This is a genomic window from Chromobacterium aquaticum (assembly GCF_021129195.1).
Taxonomy (GTDB): Bacteria; Pseudomonadota; Gammaproteobacteria; order Burkholderiales; family Chromobacteriaceae; genus Chromobacterium; species Chromobacterium aquaticum.
This window is the reverse complement of sequence record NZ_JAJOHW010000046.1, coordinates 1-18,077: the sequence shown is the minus strand read 5'-3', so window position 1 is coordinate 18,077 and position 18,077 is coordinate 1. Positions and strand designations below refer to the sequence as shown.

Annotated in this window: 16 protein-coding genes; 12 read left to right on the top strand and 4 right to left on the bottom strand. The window is 60.9% G+C overall.

What is annotated here, in order from left to right:
- The 10 genes from LQT98_RS08280 to LQT98_RS08235 form a co-directional block, all read left to right on the top strand.
- Window positions 1–2,056, top strand: a 2,056-nt coding sequence (locus LQT98_RS08280) for a type VI secretion system Vgr family protein (RefSeq protein ID WP_231461896.1), incomplete at its 5' end; no start/stop codon positions are given.
- Window positions 2,057–2,059: 3 nt separating this feature from the next.
- Window positions 2,060–2,971, top strand: coding sequence for a hypothetical protein (locus tag LQT98_RS08275; RefSeq protein ID WP_231461895.1), 912 nt, complete (start codon window positions 2,060–2,062; stop codon window positions 2,969–2,971).
- 45 nt (window positions 2,972–3,016) lie between these two features.
- The gene (locus LQT98_RS08270) at window positions 3,017–5,902 is read left to right on the top strand and encodes a T6SS effector BTH_I2691 family protein (protein ID WP_231461894.1); all 2,886 of its coding nucleotides are present in this window, start codon (window positions 3,017–3,019) and stop codon (window positions 5,900–5,902) included.
- A 9-nt stretch (window positions 5,903–5,911) separates the two neighbouring features.
- Window positions 5,912–6,661, top strand: a complete 750-nt coding sequence (locus LQT98_RS08265) for a putative type VI secretion system effector (RefSeq protein WP_231461893.1) — start codon at window positions 5,912–5,914, stop codon at window positions 6,659–6,661.
- A 55-nt stretch (window positions 6,662–6,716) separates the two neighbouring features.
- Window positions 6,717–7,430, top strand: coding sequence for a putative type VI secretion system effector (locus tag LQT98_RS08260; protein WP_231461892.1), 714 nt, complete (start codon window positions 6,717–6,719; stop codon window positions 7,428–7,430).
- 55 nt (window positions 7,431–7,485) lie between these two features.
- Window positions 7,486–8,199 carry a putative type VI secretion system effector gene (locus LQT98_RS08255; RefSeq protein WP_331282535.1) on the top strand — a complete coding sequence of 238 codons (714 nt, stop codon included), beginning with the start codon at window positions 7,486–7,488 and terminating at the stop codon, window positions 8,197–8,199.
- A gap of 10 nt (window positions 8,200–8,209) precedes the next feature.
- Window positions 8,210–8,968 carry a putative type VI secretion system effector gene (locus LQT98_RS08250; protein WP_231461889.1) on the top strand — a complete coding sequence of 253 codons (759 nt, stop codon included), beginning with the start codon at window positions 8,210–8,212 and terminating at the stop codon, window positions 8,966–8,968.
- A 42-nt stretch (window positions 8,969–9,010) separates the two neighbouring features.
- A complete protein-coding gene (locus LQT98_RS08245; protein WP_231461887.1) occupies window positions 9,011–9,946 on the top strand; it encodes a DUF6708 domain-containing protein in 936 nt (311 codons plus the stop codon).
- 24 nt (window positions 9,947–9,970) lie between these two features.
- On the top strand, window positions 9,971–10,765 hold the full coding sequence (locus tag LQT98_RS08240) for a hypothetical protein (RefSeq protein ID WP_231461885.1): 795 nt from the start codon (window positions 9,971–9,973) through the stop codon (window positions 10,763–10,765).
- A 93-nt stretch (window positions 10,766–10,858) separates the two neighbouring features.
- Window positions 10,859–11,878, top strand: coding sequence for a transporter (locus LQT98_RS08235; RefSeq protein WP_231461883.1), 1,020 nt, complete (start codon window positions 10,859–10,861; stop codon window positions 11,876–11,878).
- Here LQT98_RS08235 and LQT98_RS08230 read toward each other — a convergent pair.
- A complete protein-coding gene (locus tag LQT98_RS08230; protein ID WP_231461881.1) occupies window positions 11,829–12,785 on the bottom strand; it encodes a LysR family transcriptional regulator in 957 nt (318 codons plus the stop codon). The two genes, LQT98_RS08235 and LQT98_RS08230, sit on opposite strands and share 50 nt — an antisense overlap.
- Before the next feature lie 165 nt (window positions 12,786–12,950).
- Between LQT98_RS08230 and LQT98_RS08225 the strand changes: the two genes are divergently transcribed.
- A complete protein-coding gene (locus LQT98_RS08225; protein WP_231461879.1) occupies window positions 12,951–14,504 on the top strand; it encodes an MFS transporter in 1,554 nt (517 codons plus the stop codon).
- A 28-nt stretch (window positions 14,505–14,532) separates the two neighbouring features.
- Here the strand turns inward: LQT98_RS08225 and LQT98_RS08220 are convergent, their stop codons facing one another.
- Both LQT98_RS08220 and LQT98_RS08215 read right to left on the bottom strand, forming a co-directional pair.
- A complete protein-coding gene (locus tag LQT98_RS08220) occupies window positions 14,533–15,198 on the bottom strand; it encodes an O-methyltransferase (RefSeq protein WP_231461877.1) in 666 nt (221 codons plus the stop codon).
- Window positions 15,199–15,372: 174 nt separating this feature from the next.
- Window positions 15,373–16,299, bottom strand: coding sequence for a LysR family transcriptional regulator (locus LQT98_RS08215; RefSeq protein ID WP_231461876.1), 927 nt, complete (start codon window positions 16,297–16,299; stop codon window positions 15,373–15,375).
- A 95-nt stretch (window positions 16,300–16,394) separates the two neighbouring features.
- Between LQT98_RS08215 and LQT98_RS08210 the strand changes: the two genes are divergently transcribed.
- On the top strand, window positions 16,395–16,874 hold the full coding sequence (locus LQT98_RS08210) for a GNAT family N-acetyltransferase (protein WP_048410986.1): 480 nt from the start codon (window positions 16,395–16,397) through the stop codon (window positions 16,872–16,874).
- 228 nt (window positions 16,875–17,102) lie between these two features.
- Here the strand turns inward: LQT98_RS08210 and LQT98_RS08205 are convergent.
- Window positions 17,103–18,077 (bottom strand): SbcC/MukB-like Walker B domain-containing protein (locus LQT98_RS08205; RefSeq protein ID WP_269325975.1); only part of this gene is annotated, 975 nt, incomplete at its 5' end.

The following is an 18,077-nucleotide window of genomic DNA, read 5'->3' as shown; positions in this document are numbered from 1 at the left end:
AGAGGGTTATGCCTGGCGTTTTGATCATGTCGATGGTGACACCCCCCAGGTGCAACTGGTCGCCTTCGACGACCCCTACAGCCTGCCGCCGGCCAGCGTGGAACGAGTGCGCTTCCACCGCAGCGACGCCACCGAGGCCGAGGACGGCCTGACCGAGTGGAACGCGCAGCGCCAGATCGTCCCCGCCGCGGTGGCCTTGGCCAGCTTCGACTACCAGCCGGTGCAGACCCAGCACAGCGGCGACGACAGCCGCATCGACCAGGGCCAGAACGGCAAGGCCTTGCAATCGTCCTTGCACGACTACGACCCGCAATCGCTGTACTACGCCGGCGACGCCGACCAACTCAGCCACTACGCCCAGCTGCGCCAGCAGGCGCACGACCTCAAGGCCAAGCAGTTCAGCGGCGGCGGTTCGGTGCGCGGCCTGGCCGCCGGCCAGTGGTTCCGCCTGGATGAACACCCGGCCCACGACGGCGACAGCAGCGAGCAGCGCGAATTCGTGGTGACCCGCCAGACTTTAAGCGCGCGCAACAACCTGCCGGCGGATCTCAAGGCTTTCCAGGATGGCAAGGAAGCGCAACCGTTCCGTGCCGACTTCGACGCCCAGCGCCGCGGCGTGCCGCTGACCCCGGCCTACGCCCATACCGAACTGGCCAAGCCCAAGTCCCGTGGCGTGCAGACCGCCACCGTGGTGGGACCACAAGGAGAAGAAGTCCACACTGACCAGCACGGCCGCATCAAGGTGCAATTCCACTGGCAGCGGCCGGACGAACACCCCAGCATCGGCGCGGGGATGGACGATAAATCCTCCTGCTGGCTGCGCGTGGTCATGCCCAGCGCCGGCGCCGGCTGGGGCCATCAATTCATCCCGCGCATCGGCCAGGAAGTCTTGGTCGACTTCATCGAAGGCGATATCGACCGCCCGGTGATTACCGGCGTGCTCTACAACGGCAGCCATGCCACCCCGGACTTCAGCGGCGCCGGCGCGCTGCCGGCGAATAAAACCCTGTCCGGCATCAAATCCAAGGAACACCTGGGCGGCCAGTACAACGAACTGCTGTTCGACGACACCCCGGGCGAAGTGCGCGCCAAACTGTCGAGCGAACCGGGCAAAACCCAGCTCAACCAAGGCTTCCTCACCCAGCCGCGCAGCAATGGCAAGGCCGAACCGCGCGGCGACGGCTTTGAACTACGCACCGACAATCACGGCGCCATCCGCGCCGGCCACGGCCTGCTGCTGTCCACCGAAGCGCAGAACGGCGCGTCCGGTAAACAACTGGCGCGCGAACAAGCGCAAAGCCAGCTCGATGCAGCCCTGGCCCTGAGCCAAAGCCTGGGTGAAACCGCCAGCGGCCAGCAGGCCGATACCATGGAAACCGGGCCGGAAGGCATAGGCGACGACAATAAGCGGGAAGGCAAGCAGTTGATCGGCCACCTGCAGCACCAGCAAGCGGCGCTGAAAGCCTGGGAGGCGGAAACCAATACCGACAAGGAAGGCAAAACCGGCCAGGACATCTCCGGCCGCCAGCCCTTGCTGGTTCTATCCGCGCCGGCCGGCATCGCCAGCCTGAGCCAACAGAGCCATACCCTGGCCGCGGAAACCAATCTGGACCTGGTGGCGCAGCGCGACACCAATCAAACCAGCGGCCGGCGCTGGATTCACAATGTCGGCGACAAGATCAGCCTGTTCGTCACCGGCCTGCAAGACAAGATCGCGCTGAAGCTGATCGCCGCCAAGGGCAAGGTGCATCTGCAGGCGCAGAGCGACAGCATAGAAGTCACCGCGGACAAGGACGTCACCATCACCTCCTGCAAGGAACGCATCGTCGTCACCGCCAAGGAGGAAATCCTGGTCACCGCCGGCGGCGGCTATATCCGGCTCAAGGGCGGCGACATCGAAGTGCATTGCCCCGGCACCGTGACGGTGAAAGGCGCCAGCCATAACCTCAGCGGCCCCACCAGCCTGAATGCGCCCTTGCCCAAATTCAACAAAGGCTGCGAGCAAGCGCTGGACAGCGCCGCCGCAACCCAATCCGCCACCGTGCGCCTGGGCTGAGCCATGCAAGCATCCGCCAAACACGCCGCCATTCTGCAACAGCTGCAAGACCGCCTGCACACCGGCGCACAACTGCTGCTGGCCCTGGACGCGCCCAGCCGCCCGCTGGCGGGCGCCGAAGCCGAACTGAACGAGCAAGCCCGGCAGCAAGGCCTGCTGCTGCCGCTGAAACATCCGCAACTGGACCCGGCGCGCCAGCCGGCCTGGCTGCCGCTGAACTCCGGCGCGTCAGCGCTGGCCGACAGCATCGCCCAGGCGCTGGCGGAAGCCGAGCCGGACGCGCTGGCGCTGGGGCAAGGCCGGCGCGTGGCCGGCTGGCTGGAAATCGCCGGCTCCGCCAAACTGGCCGCTGCCCATATCGGCCGCCAGATGATACGCCGCAACTCCAATGGCGAGACCCACCTGCTGCGCCTGCACGACCCGGCGGTGAGCTGGGCGCTGTGGCCGCTGCTGAATACCGCGCAGCAGCACGGCCTCTTGGGCTCGATCAAGCGCTGGTGGCTGTTGGACCCGGCCGGCGAACTCATCTGCCTGCAGCCGGCGCAAACCGTCGCGGGCACGCCGCGCCCGCTCTCGCGCTGGGAGCCCGGCTTGTGGGAAGACCTCGCCCGCATCGGCCCGCTCAACCGCGCACTGCTGGCCTGGCGCGAGCTAGCGCCGGAGTGTGATGGCGGCAAGCTGGAAACCGCGCGCCTGCACGCGTTCTCCGCCTTGCGCCATGCCGGCGCGCTGGGCTTTGACGACGAGGAGGACTTGTCCCGCTTCGCCCTGCACGCCATCACCGTGCACCCCCGTTTCTATCTGCACCCCCGCGTGCAAGCGCTGCTGGCGGAACGCGAAGCGGACGACTTCTACAGCGGGCTGACGGATTCGCTCAGCGAAGCCGACTGGGCGGCCATCGCCGCCAGCGCCTGAGCGCAGCCGACATCACGCACCCCATATCTCGGACCACAGCCAATCATGAGCCAACTGTGTAAAGCCTGTCAGGCCAGCGGCCTGCCCATCATGCCGGTACGCTACGCGCCGGTGCCCAAAACGGTGAAAGCCACCCTGCCCGCCTGGGCCTGTGCCGATAAAGTCAAAGACATCGCGCTGGACGCGGACTTCCATTACGCGCTGCGCACCCTGCGCGCTGGCTTCGTCTACCTGTTTTATTCCAAGCACGCGCGCGGCTCCAATCTATGGGAGTGCTATAGCGTCACCGAAGACGGCATCCTGCTGAAGCAGCCCTCGCCCAAGGCGGCGAAAGTGGCCGGGGAAAGCGTGGTTTGCAACACCGCCGGCCACAGCAATAGCCGGCTGCACCACCTGATCATCGAACAGCCGGAAAAATGCGGCCCGGCCTGGATCGCCTTCAGCGAATACAAATGGGGCGATCTGACACTGCAGCGCTATGCTCAGGACGCCAAGCTGCGCGCCGCCCGCATGCAGGCCATAGACCCCAAGGCCATGGCCGCCGGCAGTTCCAACGCCCACGGCACCACCGCCAGCAAGGCCGCGATCGAAGCGGTGATGGAATACCACCCCGGCTACCAGCCCGCCCAACTGGCCTACGACCCCAAGACCGATACCTTCAGCAAGGAAGACGGCAGCTACGACAAGGCCCGGGTGGACAAAAACTATACGCGCTACCCCATCCACGCGCGTCGCGGCAAGGCGGAGGAAAGCCTGCAATTCATGCAGGCGCGCGCCAAGAAAAGCAGCGGCAGCAATACCCCCCACATCCTGGCGCTGTGGGACGCCATCGGCACCGCCCAGGAGCTTAACGGCTATGTCAACGACAGCGCCGGCCTGGCCTTGCTGTTCGCAGAGGAGCGTAGCTTCCAGCTGCACGCGATCCAGGCATTGGAAAACATCCGGAAATCACTGAGCGCCCAGGCCCAGGAAGGACAGGAGAAGTTCCAGGACGATATGATGCGGCGCGATACCGCCAGTTGGTACAACCCTGCCATCATGGCCCAGCGCCGCGCCGCCATCGCCAAGCTGCAAGACCCGGTGTTGAAACGGCAGCGCCTGGAGGTATGCGATCTACTGGACCAATGGGCCGGCTGGCAAATCCCGGCCTCTATCGCGCCCAATGAACTGGACGCCATCGACCTGCGCCGCGTCCCGGAGCCGCAACGCAGCCAGCAGATCGCCGCGCTCAAGGCCAAGGTGGCCGCCTTCCGAAACAAACGCGGCGAATACTACGACAGCAATATCGAACAGGCCGGCGACCGCAGTTGGCCCAAATACCGCAAGAAAATCGACCCGGACCGCCTGTCCAACTTCCAGAAATTCCAAAACGAGCTGGACACCGCCATCCGCGAGCGCCAGAACAAAACCGTGGCCTCCCTGCTACGCTGGCTGCAAGCGCCCTTGTTCCTGGACACCTTGGAGGACTACCACGACGCAGACCCCAAGGACGGCATCGAGTTCGAAGCTGTCATCGGCCACGCCATCAGCGGCATCAACGTCACCATCATCGGCCAGACCAAGCTGGAGGCCTGGGCCAACGATGTGTCGATAGCTCGTAGCAATATGCTTTACCGTGCGCTGGCGCTCAATCAGAAGAAAATAGAAGCCGAACTCAAAGCCGCATTGAAGGACGCCAAGCAGAACCAGAACACGCCGTATAGCGACGCGGCGGTGCGCACCATAGAAACCACCAAGAACTATTTCCAGAAGCTGCTGGACATGTACAAGGAAAACTCCGCCTTGTACCAGGCCAACATCGCCGCGGCCAGCCCGCAGGGCGACACCGTTTTCGGCGTCAGCCTCAAAACCGCGCGCACCGGGCAGATAGACCATGTGATCGTTACCGCCGGCAACGCCATCATCAAGACCTTCGCGCCGGCCGCCGGCCGCGCCGGCGCCGCCTTGAAACTGGACAAGGCGGAAATCTATCTGGGCGAAAAGCTGCTGCAAATGGTATTGGCTTGCCGCTCCCTAGTCAGCACCGCCGACATCAAGGCGCTGGTGGCGGCAGAGTGTGCGGACAATGTCCAACGCAAAAAATTTAAAAAAGAACCCACCCCGCAAGCCAAATACAAGCGCTTGCAGAAGGCACTGCGCAAAGAGGCGGAATACCGCCGGACTCAGGGGGCCAAACTGCAAAAAGCCTACGATAAGCTGCGGGTGGACAAACCCAAAGACCATCTGTCCGTGGTCAAGGATGCCCGCCTGACCTTGTTGGTGATGATGATAGAAGGCGTCTACCTGGGACGGTTGTTGCTGCAAAGTGAGAAGGACGGCGCGCTGTACGCCAGCCTGGCCGCATCCGGCATGGCCTTGGCAGCCCAGGCTATTGACATAATGAGTCTACCCCTCAGTCAGGTCTTGAAAGATGGAGAGCAAGCTCGCAGCATACAGCGGCTAAAACTGATGGGCGGTTTGTTGATGGCGGCGTCGAATGGGATTGGGGTTTATCAAGATATTGGCAGCGCCAACCAAGCCTCACAGAAAGGGCAAAGCTTAATTGCAGGCTTATATGGGGTAAAAGCGATGGCAGGAGGAGTCGCCTTAGGAATGGCAGGCCTCTCAACCTTTACCTATGCCGCACCAATCATTTTGAGGGTAAGCAGCAATGTAGTTGTAGCAGAGACCGCTGCTGCACTGGGAGCACGCTCAGCAGCAATACTAGCCACTCGCCTTGTTTTCATGACAGTGGGCAGCTGGGTCAGCTTAACCATATTTGTTCTACAAGGTTTGATTTGGGCTCTAGAAGATGACGATTTACAGATTTGGGTCAGTCAAACTCCATTTGGAAAAGACAACAAAAACTCGAAAGCTCCCAAAGACATAAAAGACCTGAATCAATCGCTTGAGAAAATATTTACAAAACCTAAGGTCGCAGAGCAAGTTTGAGGATTTTTTATGATTGTAAATAGTACTGTTAGTCGTGCCCCCTCCACCGAACTAAGTAAAATCAGCGGCAAGATTTCCCGCTACAAGAAAACGAGGGAAATGGCCAACTTCTTCTTTACCGATCGTGACCGCAACATTATGGGCTTGTCTGCAATTGCCGGGGCTCTAGCTGGCGCAGCCGGCGTTGCTGCAAGTACCGCTAGAGATGCAGCTAACTTACGCGAGCAGGCTGATTATATTGAGATGGAAATCAATGGGCAACCTGCCAAAGGTTGGGTTTGGTTTAGTCCATTTCAAAATGGTGATGAAGTTGAACTTATTGGAACTCAACAAGATGACCATTTTGAAATCATCGCCATCGCCCGACCAATGGACCGGGTCATTTCCCTCTATCCTCATTGCTCTCGTGGCAAAAATGCTCATATCAAGAACATTATAAAATGGTGGCTTGGAGGCATGTCTATTTATGTGTTTATAATTTTCCCACTTATCATCCTGCTCTACCATCTTATATCCGGAGAAAGTGGACCATATCTTTTTCAAAACAGCAACTATCTTTACATGTGCGCCGCAATGTATATTCTTTCTGGCGCCTTTTCCTTTGTTAATGGGAAAAAATTTATGATGTATGTCAATGCTGCAACACAAGTTTTCAAAGTTTTAGATTTAAAAGAGCCTGACAATATCAACCTGCCTAAATTTACAAAACGCAAACCAGGCGATCCCGGTGCATTTGGTGTGATGTATTTCAACTATTGAGCCTCCCGATATGGCCGCGTCACCACCCAGCAGCTTAGCACCGACTCCATCAACGATGGAGCTAAGCAAAATCAGCGGAAAAATATCGCACTACAAAAAATCGCGGGAGATGGCCAATTTCTTTTTTACTGACCGCGATCGCAACATTATGGGCTTGTCTGCAATTGCCGGGGCTCTAGCTGGCGCAGCCGGCGTTGCTGCAAGCACCGCTAGAGATGCAGCCAACTTACGCGAGCAGGCTGACTATATCGAGATGGAAATCAATGGGCAGCCTGCCAAAGGTTGGGTGTGGTTTAGCCCATTTCAAGATGGAGATGAAGTAGAGGCCATTGGCACTCAACAAGATGGTTATTTTGAGATTATTGCCGTAACCAGGCCCAAGGATAAAGTCATAGCACTATACCCCCACTGTTCCCGTGGAAAAATTGCACACATCAAGACAGTATGTAAATGGTGGCTTTTATCTGTAACCTTTTTGGTCGCAATATTGGCACCAGTGGTTTTTGGAATATTTGACTTCATTTCAGGAAAAGAAGAAATTTTTACTCTGATAGATTTCGATTATATTTATGTATGCGCAGCCGTTTATGCCATCGTTGGGGCATACGCTTACATTACGGGAAAAAGGTTCATGATGTATGTACATGCGGCAACACATGTCTTTAAAGCCATAGGCCTATCAAATCCCGACAATATTGACTTACCGAAGCAAACCAAACGCAAACCTGATGACCCAGGTGCATTTGGCGTGATGTATTTCAACTATTGAACCTCCCGACGTGGCGATATCACCACCTAGCAGCTTAGTGCCGACTCCATCAACGATGGAGCTAAGCAAAATCAGCGGGAAAATATCACACTACAAAAAATCGCGGGAGATGGCCAACTTCTTCTTTACCGATCGTGACCGCAACATCATGGGCTTGGCCGCCATCGCAGGAGCACTCACCGGTGCAGCGGGCATGGCTGCTAGCACCGCTAGGGATGCAAGCAATTTGCGCGAGCAAGCCGACTACGTTGAGATGGAAATTAATGGGCAACCTGCCAAAGGCTGGGTATGGTTTAGTCCGTTTAAAAATGGAGATGAAGTAGAACTAATCGGCACATTTCAAGGGGATTACTTTGAAATCATCGCCATTGCAAGACCTCAAGATCGCACCATCGCCCTATACCCACATTGCTCTCGCGGCAAAAAATCTCACATCACCACCATCATCAAGTGGTGGTTCATAGCAACAACTTTCTTGGTTGCCGTGTTTATCCCGATATTATTTACAATATTTGATCTTATCGGCGGAAAAGAGAAACTGTTTACTTTTTTTGGGGTAGAGTATTTGTATGCGACTATATTTATGTATCTATTCCTAGGAGCATACTCACTCGTCACTGGAAGAAAATTTATGATGTATGTGCACGCGGCTACACAGGTCTTTAAAGTATTAGGGTTGCCAGACCCCGATAATATCGACCTACCCAAACGCACAAAGCGCAAGCCTGGTGATCCAGGTGCATTTGGCGTGATGTATTTCAACTATTGAGCTTCCCGACATGGCGACATCACCACCTAGCAGCTTAGCGCCCACCCCATCAACGATGGAGCTAAGCAAAATCAGCGGAAAAATATCGCACTACAAAAAATCGCGGGAGATGGCCAACTTCTTCTTTACCGACCGCGACCGCAACATCATGGGCTTGGCCGCCATCGCAGGAGCACTCGCAGGTGCAGCGGGCATCGCAGCAAGCACGGCTAGAGATACAGCGAATTTACGCGAAGAGGCCGACTATGTGGAGATGAAGGTCAATGGCCAGCTAGCGAAAGGCTGGGTCTGGTTTAGCCCCTTTCAAGCAGGCGATGAAGTGGAAGTCATAGGAACACAACGAGATGATTATTTTGAAATTGTGGCAATACTACGACCTAAAGATAGGATCATTGCGCTCTACCCCCATTGCTCCAGAGGAAAAAATGCGCATATAAAAAACATTATAAAATGGTGGGCACTTTCCGTATCTTTCATGTTGTTTTTATTATTTCCCGCATTTATTTTTATCGTAAATATTTTCACCAGTTACGATTTAATTAAACTATTCTTTGACTTTGACTACATATGCACCTGCATATTTTTCTACACTTTATTTGGACTATATTCTTTCGTAACCGGGAAAAGATTCATGATGTTTGTCAATGCGGCCACACAAGTATTCAAAACCATGGAATTGTCTGACCCTGACAACATCGACCTTCCCAAAAAAACCAAATGCAAACCAGGCGACCCCGGTGCGTTCGGCGTGATGTACTTCAACTACTGAACCCAATCTGGACGGTATGCCGTCCATTACGCTCTCACCACCATGGAATATACCGGCTTATATCAAAAATACACCATCAATCGCCCCTTGACCCGATTGGAGCTTGAGCACGCCCTGAACATCCACCAGAAACTGGATTTGCCGCTGGCTTATCAGTTGGCCGTGATCAGGATCAACAGTACTTATCTAGAACTGGTGGACAAGTATTTCCGCTGGAAGGGCGTGATGAGCAGCGTGCTGCTGGCCTGCTTCTACATCATTCCCATCGGCTGCGCTTCTATCGCGCTGGATTTCATCCTGATTGCCAGCGGCGCCAGTCCCAGCCCCTACTATTCCCCGCAGCAGGCCTGGACCCAGGCCGTGTTGCTGCTGCTGTTCGGCCCCGGCTTGATAGGCAGCGCCTTGACCTGGCTGTTAAGAAAAGAGGCCTTCTCGCTGACCCACTACCCGATTCGGCTGAACAGGAAATCCAGGAAAATATTCGCGTTTCAGCCTGGGGGAAAGATCGTGGAGTTTGACTGGGACCACAGCTTTTTTTGCCTGGGTCTGGGCAAAAGCAACACCTGGGAGATTCAAGGCCACAAGCTGGATGTGGAAGGCAAGGTGTCCGCCACTTTCGCCTTCTCAGAGTTGGCGGTGGGGGCGAAAGACCGGGAGCTGCTGAAACAGCATTGGGAGTTCATCCGCCGCTATATGGAAGAAGGCCCGGCCAGCGTCATCCAGGAAGTCAAGGCTTGCCTGCCGATTGCCAACCAAAGAGAAGCCTTTTGCTTTGGTGTGCAGCGCAATGATTTTTATGTAAACTCCACGCCCTTGTCGGTGAGACTGGCGTTTTTATTGATCTATATAGCCACCTATCCTGGCAGATGGCTTGCCATGCGGACAAGTAGCATCCCTGTTTGGCCCGAGAATGTGGAAAAGCAATGCCCAGTCGCCCCTGGAGATCCCTATTATCGCGATGCCTCAATGAACCCATGAGCCCATACAATTTTTTAAACACCCATGGCTAAACCAAAAAACATAACGCCATCGCCAAACGCGCCGTCCGTGGCGACAATATTTTTTTCATGGCTGATGGTTCCCTCTGCTCTTGCCATGACGTATAAGGCGAGCCATTCAAATGTAAAAACCTCATTGGCCATGGCCTCAGTCTATCTAGCCATCGCCATTCTTCTCACCGGAATCAATCTCTGGGTCATGGCAGTTCAGAAAAAAACCATTGTCGCCAGAGCCATTTCCTTCGCCACACTCGCACTGTCGGCGCTGCTTTTTCCCAGCATTTTCATTACCGCCGCCTACTACATTGGCAAGCCCGCCATGCCCGCAATGGCTTGCTGGTTTTTGTTTTTTCTCATTCCCATTAATAGCCTTAAAATCCATATTAAAAGGTTTGACGAAGCCGTCGCGCTGACCATAAGCGAGTTTTCGAAAAAGGGTGGCGTGTCCATTTTTCTCATTGTCAACACCATTACGGATCGCAAAGCCTTTTTTATCAATAAGCTAGGCCAGAGCGGGCAAAGCATCGCGCTGCAACTTATCTTTTTTGTCTCGATATTGTCCGGGTTTTTATTAAGGAACTATCACCCTGCAGCTTCCTCCCATCTTGTTGCATTAGGGATGTCCTTTGTCTCCGCCCTGATCACGGAAGGCTTATTCGCCGCCTTGTTTTACTGCGGCGTTTTCATCTCCGCTCAGCATAAGCTCGCCCGCCGCATACCCCCACTTTTTCATTCTCCCAAACAAGAAAAACAGCTACTCAAAAACGCAGCGTTGGCTCACTTCAAGACGAGGCCTTGAACGGGCGCCAAGGCCGCCCGTCATCTTATTGTCACCCGTCCGTCATCCGCCACGCCTAAGCTGAGCGGTATGCCATCATCCCGGCCGCGCGCCATGAACCACCCCATTACCCAGCAGCAATACGGCTCGGACCAGGCCGGCTTGATCTGCGGCTTTTGTTTTCATCCGGATGGCGCCGGCGAGGAAATCGATTCCGCCCAGGCGCAAGCTTGGCTGTGCGCGCCGCCGGACGGCGACGCCTTTCTATGGCTGCATTTCAATCTGGCCAATGCCGCCAGCGAGCGCTGGCTGCGCGCGGCCCTGCCCTTGCAGGAGGATTTTTTCGAGGCCTTGCGCGGCGGCTCCAACTCCACCCGCATCGAATTGCTGGATCAGGCCTTGCTTGCGGTGATCAACGATGTGGCTTTCAGCTTTGGCCTGGCCTCGTCGGATATCGCCACCTTGTGGGCGCATGCGCGTCCGCGGGTGCTGATCACCGCCCGCGTCAAGCCGCTGCATTCGGTGGACCGGCTGCGCGCGGCAGTGCGCGCCGGCGCGGCCTTCCGCTCGCCGGCGGCCTTGCTGGTTCATTTGCTGCAGAACCAGGCGGACGCGCTGGCCGGCATTGTGCGCGCCAGCGGCGCGCAGGTGGATGTGCTGGAGGACAGGCTGCTGGCGCAAAGACTGGACGATCAGCGCGCTCAGTTGGCGGCGATGCGGCGTTCCCTGGTGCGCTTGCAACGCCTGCTGGCGCCCGAGCCCAGCGCGCTGTTCCGGCTGCTGAACCGGCCGCCGGCCTGGCTGGACGCGGCCGACGCGCAAGCGCTGCGCCAATCGTCCGAGGAGTTTGCGCTGACGCTGAACGATTTGGCCGCGCTGGTGGAACGGATCAAGCTCTTGCAGGAAGAACTGGCGGCGCGCCTGAACGAGCAGAGCAACCGCACCCTGTTCACGCTGACGCTGGTGACGGTGTTGGCGCTGCCCATCAATATCGTCGCCGGCTTCTTCGGCATGAATGTGGGCGGCGTGCCGCTGGCGAATCATCCGCACGGCTTCTGGGTGCTGGTGCTGCTGGTGGCCAGCTTCAGCCTGTTGGCTGGCTGGTGGGCGTTCCGCCGTCAGCGCGGCGTGTAGGTAGCGCGGCCTCTCCCGGCGGCGCGAACATGCGCTGGCACAGAAAATCGACGAAGACGCGCAGCTTGGGCGATAACTGGCGGCTGGACGGCCACAGCACATGGAACATGCCGGTCTGGCCCAGGTAGGGCTCCAGCACGATTTGCAGCCGGCCGGCGGCCAGCGCGTCGCGCACGATGAAATCCGGCAGATACGCCAAGCCCTGGTTCTGGCTGGCGGCGCAGATCAACGCCTCGATATTGTTGCAGCTCATGGCGCTGCTGGGCGGCCAGTCCTGGCCCGCCGGCACGCCGTCCACTGCCCAGGTCTGCAGCTTGCCGGTGCTGGGGAAGCGGTAGCGCAGGCAGGCGTGATGGGCCAGGTCCTCCGGGCTTTGCGGCGTGCCGCGCTCGCGCAGATAGCCCGGCGAACCCACCACCAGCAGTCGGAACGGCCCCAAGGGCCGCGCCATCAGCCGGGAATCCGCCAATGGCCCGCTGCGCACCACCGCGTCCAGCCCCTCTTCTATCACGTCCACCATGCGGTCGGAGAAATCCAGGTCCAGTTCCACTTCCGGGTAGCGCTGCATGAAGTCCGGCAAGATGGGCAGCAGCATGCGATAGCCCACCACCGGCAGGCTGACCCGCAGTTTGCCGCGCGGCGCGGCGCGGCTCTGCGCCAGTTCGGCCTCGGCGTCGTCGATATCGTCCAGGATGCGGCGGCAGCGTTCGTAGAACAGCTCGCCCTCCGCCGTCAGCCGCACATGGCGGGTGCTGCGCTGGAACAGCCGCACCCCCAGTTTTTCTTCCAGCCGCGCCACGCTCTTGCCCACGGCGGACGAGGACACCCCCAGCGCGCGGCCGGCGCCGACGAAGCTTTGCGCCTCCGCGGCGCGCACGAAGGCGGCTAGGCTACTCAAACTATCCATGCCCACATCCTTATTAAGGAGTTTTTGTCCGCTTAATTTGGACACATCGCCTGTTTTTCGTCAATTGCCGCCAAATTATCATGTGTTCGCCCAATGACCATCCGCATCAGCCCGCCGGCTCCGCGCCGCGCGGGCACTTGCCCCACTCTTTGAAAAGGCGAACTCATGCATCTTTCCAAACCGGCGCCCTCCCAGGGCGCCAATCTGCTGACCCTGGCCGCGGTATGCCTGGCCGCCCTGGCCATGCCGCTCAGCTTCACCGGCCCGGCGCTGGCGCTGACCGCGATAGGCCGTGAGCTGGGCGGCGACGCGCTGGCGCTGACCTGGGTCACCAATGCTTTCATGCTCACCTTCGGCGGCAGCCTGATGGCCGCCGGCGCGTTGGCCGATCAATACGGCCGCAAGCGGGTGTTTCTGCTCGGCGTCGGCCTCTTCTTCCTGTCCTCGCTGGGCTTGAGCCTGGCCGGCAGCCTGCTGTGGCTGGACTTGCTGCGCGCGGCCCAGGGTCTGGGCGCGGCGCTGTCCTTCGCCAGCGGCCTGGCGGCGCTGGCGCAAAGCTTCGCCGGCGCGGCACGCACGCGCGCCTTCAGCCTGATCGGCACCACCTTCGGCATCGGCCTGGCTTTTGGCCCCTTGCTATGCGGCTATCTGATCCAGGCGCTGGGCTGGCGCGCGATCTTCGTGCTGGCCGGCGCGGTAGGCCTGCTCGCCTTGGGCCTGGCCGCCTATTGCATGCGCGAATCGCGCGACCCGCAGGCCGCCGGCCTGGATTGGCCGGGCGCGCTCAGCTTCACGCTGGCGCTGAGCCTGCTGACTTACGGCGCGCTGGCGGCGCCGGAGCTGGGCTGGAGCAGCCCGCGGGTGATTGCCCTGCTCTTGGGCTCCGTAGCCGCGTTCTGGCTGTTCGTGGCGCTGGAGCGGCGCGCGGCACGGCCGATGCTGGACCTGAGCCTGTTCCGCTATCCGCGCTTCGTCGGCGTGCAATGCCTGGCCGCCGCGCCGGCTTACGCCTTCGTGGTGCTGCTGGTGCTGCTGCCGCTGCGCCTGGTGGGCGCGGAAGGCGTCAGCGAGGCGGAGGCGGGCCGGGTGATGCTGGCCTTGTCCGCGCCCATGCTGGCGCTGCCGCTGTGCGCGGCCTGGCTGACGCGCTGGCTGTCCGCCGCGACGTTGTCCGCCGGCGGCCTGCTGCTATGCGCGGCCGGCCTGTGGTGGCTCAGCCGCTATCCGCAAGTGTCCGCGCTGCAGCAGACCTTGTGGCCGCTGCTGCTGATAGGCGTGGGCATCAGCCTGCCCTGGGGCCTGATGGACGGCCTGGCGGTCAGCGTGGTGCCCAAGGAGCGCGCCGGCATGGCCGCCGGCATTTTCAGCACCACGCGGGTAGCCGGCGAAGGGATTGCGCTGGCCTTGGTGGGCGCGCTGCTGGCGGCGCTGCTGCAACAGCGTCTGGCCCTGATCTCCGCCGCGGCGCCCCAGGCGCTGGCCACGGCCGCCAGTCAGGGCGCGCTGGGCAAGCTGGCCGCCGTTGGCGAGCTGCTGCCCGGCCTCGCGCCGGAGGCGCTGTCCCAGGCTTACGCCGCCGCCTTCCAACGCCTGCTGACGGTGCTGTCCGGCCTGACCGTGGCCAGCGCGCTGGTGGTGGCGCTGTTCCTTCGCGACGTTGGACAAGAACAAGCGGAGGGGACGGCGGCGGCGGACCCGGCGCTGGAATCCAGCGGCTGAGCGCGGATTCACGGGTACAGGCGCGGCCTCAATCCGTGGCGTTGACGATGGCGATGGAAAAACCATCCCAGCCCTTGACGCCCACGGTTTGCAGCGCGGTGGCGGTCAGCCGTGGCTCGGCACCCATGTCCTCCAGGAAGCGGCGCACCCCGTGCACGCTGGGGTCCTGACTGACCACATTGGCCACCGCGCCGCCGCGCGCCACATTGTCGCCGACGATGGCGGCGCCGGGGCGCGCCAGTTTCAGCGCCCATTCCAGATAGGCCGGGTTGTTGGGCTTGTCGGCGTCGATGAAGATCAGGTCGAAGGGCTCGCCCCCGGCCAGCAGCGGCAAGCTGTCCAGCGCCGGCCCTTCCCGCAGTTCCACCTTGTCCGCCACGCCGGCGGCGGCCAGATTGGCCCGCGCCGTGTCCGCGTGCGCAGGGTTGGCTTCCAAGGTCACCACCCGGCCGTCTGCCGGCAGCGCCCGCGCCAGCCAGATGGTGCTGTAGCCGCCCAGGGTGCCGATCTCCAGCACCCGCCGCGCCCTCATCAGCCGCGCCAGAATATGCAGAAAGCGCCCTTGCAAAGGCGACACGTCTTGCGCCGGCAGGCCGGCGGCGGCATTGGCGGCCAATGCGCCGTTCAAGGCGCGGTCCTCCACTTGCAGCGCGGTGGTGAAATAGCGGTCCAGGTCGCTCCATTCTGCTTGCATCGGCTTCTCCTGGCGCAACCGCCCCGGGCGATGGCCCGGCTTGGCCGCGCATGATTGAAGCCACATGATAATCGCATTTCCAGTTCCGTTGCCGCCCAGCCCGTCATTGCGCCCAGGGACGCTTCGCTCATGGGGAAGACCATGACGGACATCAAGACGGCGCAGATCGGCTGGCTAAGCCTGGAGCAAGGGGGCACAGGCGCGCAATTGCGCGCGCAGCCAATCGTGGGCGGCGCTGCGGCCATGGCGCGCATGGCTGTACACCTTGAGGGTGTAGCACGGAATGTCGAACGGCGCGTCGTGGAGGACGATGGACGCGGCCTGGCTCAAGGTCCGCGCCGCCAGGCGCGGCAGCGTCATGATCCATTCGGTTTCCGCGATGATGAAGGGCGCGGCCAGCACCGATGGCAATTGCAGCGCCACGTCGCGGCGCAGGCCCTGCCGCTCCAGCGCGCGGTCTATGCCGCCGCGGGTTTCGTCCCATGGCGTCACCACCACGTGGCGCGCCGCCAGGTATTGCGCCAGGCTGAGGCGGTCGCGAATGCCGGGATGGCCGCAGCTGGCGATGGCCACATAGCGGTCTTCCAGCCAGTCGAAGCTTTCAATACCGGCCGCCGGCTCGGCGATATCCTCCACATAGCCCAGCGCGAAGTCGATGCGGCCGGCGGCCAGGTCCTCGGCGGATTCGCGCCCGCGCGAATGCACCAGCTTGAAGCGCACAGACGGCGCGGCCAGTTGCAGGCGCGCCAGCAAGCGCGGCATCACCGCGAAGGCGGTGTAGTCGGTGACGGCGATCACGAAGGCTCGCTCGCTGCGCTCCGGCTGAAAGCCGCCGGCCTCGGCCAGGCCTTGCGACAGCGTCTCCAGCGCGGCGCTCACCGCGCCGGCCAGGCGCTCGGCATAGGCGGTGGGCTGCATCGCGTGGCCGATGCGCACGAACAGGTCGTCGCCCAGCGCGGCGCGCAGCCGCGCCAGCGCATGGCTGAGCGCGGACGGGCTCATCGCCAGTTCGTCGGCGGCGGCGCTGACCGAGCGCCGCCGCAGCAGCGCGTCGAAAACCAGCAGCAGGTTGAGATCCAGCCGGCGCAGGTCTGAATGCATGGTATTCATCATGACTTGAAAACAATGCAGCGCGTGCAGTTTGTGTTGACCGTAGTATACGGTTTTATTCCATTTCAAACCGATGAGTCATCACCATGTCCATCCATATCCGCCCCGCCCAGGCGCAAGACGCCGCGCTGATCCTGCATTTCATCAAGGAGCTGGCCGTTTACGAACGCGCCGGCGATCAAGTCGCCGCCACCGAGGATGACATCGTCGCCAGTCTGTTTGGCGCGGACAGCTCGGGGCAGGCGCTGATCTGCGAGGTGGACGGCGAGCCGGCCGGCTACGCCGTGTACTTCTACAGTTACTCCACCTGGCTGGCCAAGAAGGGCCTGTATCTGGAGGATCTGTACATCTCGCCGCGGCAGCGCGGCTGCGGCGCCGGCAAGCAGCTGCTGCGCCACCTGGCGCGGCTGGCGGTGGAACAGGGCTGCGGCCGCTTTGAATGGAGCGTGCTGGACTGGAACCAGCCCGCCATCGACTTTTACCTGTCCATAGGCGCCAAACCGCAGGCGGAATGGGTGCGCTACCGCATGGAAGGCGCCGCGCTCAGCGACTTCGCCGCCGGCTGAGAACCTGTTTACGATCTGCTGCGCGTCGGCGGGATGGATAGAAATGGGCGTTGAAACCGAGCTCAAAATGCTCATGCACCACCTGTACATTCCGCTTTTTCGCTCGTTTTCGCCTTGTCTCGCCTTAGCTCGCGAGATCGTAAACAGGTTCTGAGAAGGCGTTCATCCCTGACTTGAAGGGCCTGTTCACGCTGTCGCGATCTAGCGCCGCCTTGAACAGGCCCTTGCTCAAGCGCCGACCGTCAGCGTGGACCAGCCCACGCCGCCGGTCTTGCTTACCCGTATCTGCACCGGGATGCGCTCCTTCAACGCCTCCACATGACTGATCACGCCTATGGTCTTGCCGCCGGCGTTGAGCGCGTCCAGCGCGTCCAGCGCCAGTTCCAGCGTTTCGCCGTCCAGGGTGCCGAAGCCTTCGTCCAGAAACAGCGAATCGATCGAGGTTTTGTGACTGGCCAGGTCGGACAAGGCCAGCGCCAGCGCCAGGCTGACCAGGAAGCTTTCGCCGCCGGACAGGGTGCGGGTGTCGCGCGCGGCGTCGCCCTGCCAGCCATCGACGATTTCCAGCTCCAGTTCGCCGCCGGCGCGGCGGCGCAGCCAGTAGCGGCCATGCAAGCGCTGCAGATGGCGGTTGGCCAGCGCCACCAGGTGGTCCAGCGTCAGGCCCTGGGCGAAGCGACGGTATTTGTCGCCGCCGGCGGAGCCGATCAGGCCGCTGAGCCGCTGCCAGACATCGGCGTCGGCGCGCAGGCCGTCAATGCGGGCGAACAGCGCGCGCTGGCCCTCGCGGCGCTGGGCGTCGTCGTCCAGCAAGGCGCGCAAAGCGCCCTGCTCTTCGGCCAGCCGCTGCCGCTCCGCGTCCAGTGCCTGCATTTGCTCGCGCAAGGTTTCCTGCCGCGTTTCTGCCTGGCTCGGCAAGGTCTCCAGGCGCGCCGTCGCCTGCTGCCGCAACGCGGCGGCGCGCAGCCGTTCCTGCTCCAGCTCCCGCGCCAGCGCGCGCAGACGCTCGCGCTCCGCCTCCGGCAACGCCGCCGCCAGGAAGGCGGCTTCGTCCGCGAAGGGACTGGCGGCCAAGGCTTGTTGCCAGGCTTGCGCCGCCGACTCCGCTTGCAGGCCTTGGCGCTCCGCGAGCTGGCTCAAGTGTTCCAAGCCGCCCTGGTTTTGCGCCCGCGCGCCGGCCAGCTCCTCGCAGACGGCGACGGC

Excerpts from the sequence above, each read along its gene's own strand:
- LQT98_RS08275 (WP_231461895.1), top strand. The coding sequence starts at position 2,060 with ATGCAAGCATCCGCCAAACACGCCGCCATTCTGCAACAGCTGCAAGAC.
- LQT98_RS08270 (WP_231461894.1), top strand. The coding sequence starts at position 3,017 with ATGAGCCAACTGTGTAAAGCCTGTCAGGCCAGCGGCCTGCCCATCATG.
- LQT98_RS08265 (WP_231461893.1), top strand. The coding sequence starts at position 5,912 with ATGATTGTAAATAGTACTGTTAGTCGTGCCCCCTCCACCGAACTAAGT.
- LQT98_RS08260 (WP_231461892.1), top strand. The coding sequence starts at position 6,717 with ATGGAGCTAAGCAAAATCAGCGGAAAAATATCGCACTACAAAAAATCG.
- LQT98_RS08255 (WP_331282535.1), top strand. The coding sequence starts at position 7,486 with ATGGAGCTAAGCAAAATCAGCGGGAAAATATCACACTACAAAAAATCG.
- LQT98_RS08250 (WP_231461889.1), top strand. The coding sequence starts at position 8,210 with ATGGCGACATCACCACCTAGCAGCTTAGCGCCCACCCCATCAACGATG.
- LQT98_RS08245 (WP_231461887.1), top strand. The coding sequence starts at position 9,011 with ATGGAATATACCGGCTTATATCAAAAATACACCATCAATCGCCCCTTG.
- LQT98_RS08240 (WP_231461885.1), top strand. The coding sequence starts at position 9,971 with ATGGCTAAACCAAAAAACATAACGCCATCGCCAAACGCGCCGTCCGTG.
- LQT98_RS08235 (WP_231461883.1), top strand. The coding sequence starts at position 10,859 with ATGAACCACCCCATTACCCAGCAGCAATACGGCTCGGACCAGGCCGGC.
- LQT98_RS08230 (WP_231461881.1), bottom strand. The coding sequence starts at position 12,785 with ATGGATAGTTTGAGTAGCCTAGCCGCCTTCGTGCGCGCCGCGGAGGCG.
- LQT98_RS08225 (WP_231461879.1), top strand. The coding sequence starts at position 12,951 with ATGCATCTTTCCAAACCGGCGCCCTCCCAGGGCGCCAATCTGCTGACC.
- LQT98_RS08220 (WP_231461877.1), bottom strand. The coding sequence starts at position 15,198 with ATGCAAGCAGAATGGAGCGACCTGGACCGCTATTTCACCACCGCGCTG.
- LQT98_RS08215 (WP_231461876.1), bottom strand. The coding sequence starts at position 16,299 with ATGCATTCAGACCTGCGCCGGCTGGATCTCAACCTGCTGCTGGTTTTC.
- LQT98_RS08210 (WP_048410986.1), top strand. The coding sequence starts at position 16,395 with ATGTCCATCCATATCCGCCCCGCCCAGGCGCAAGACGCCGCGCTGATC.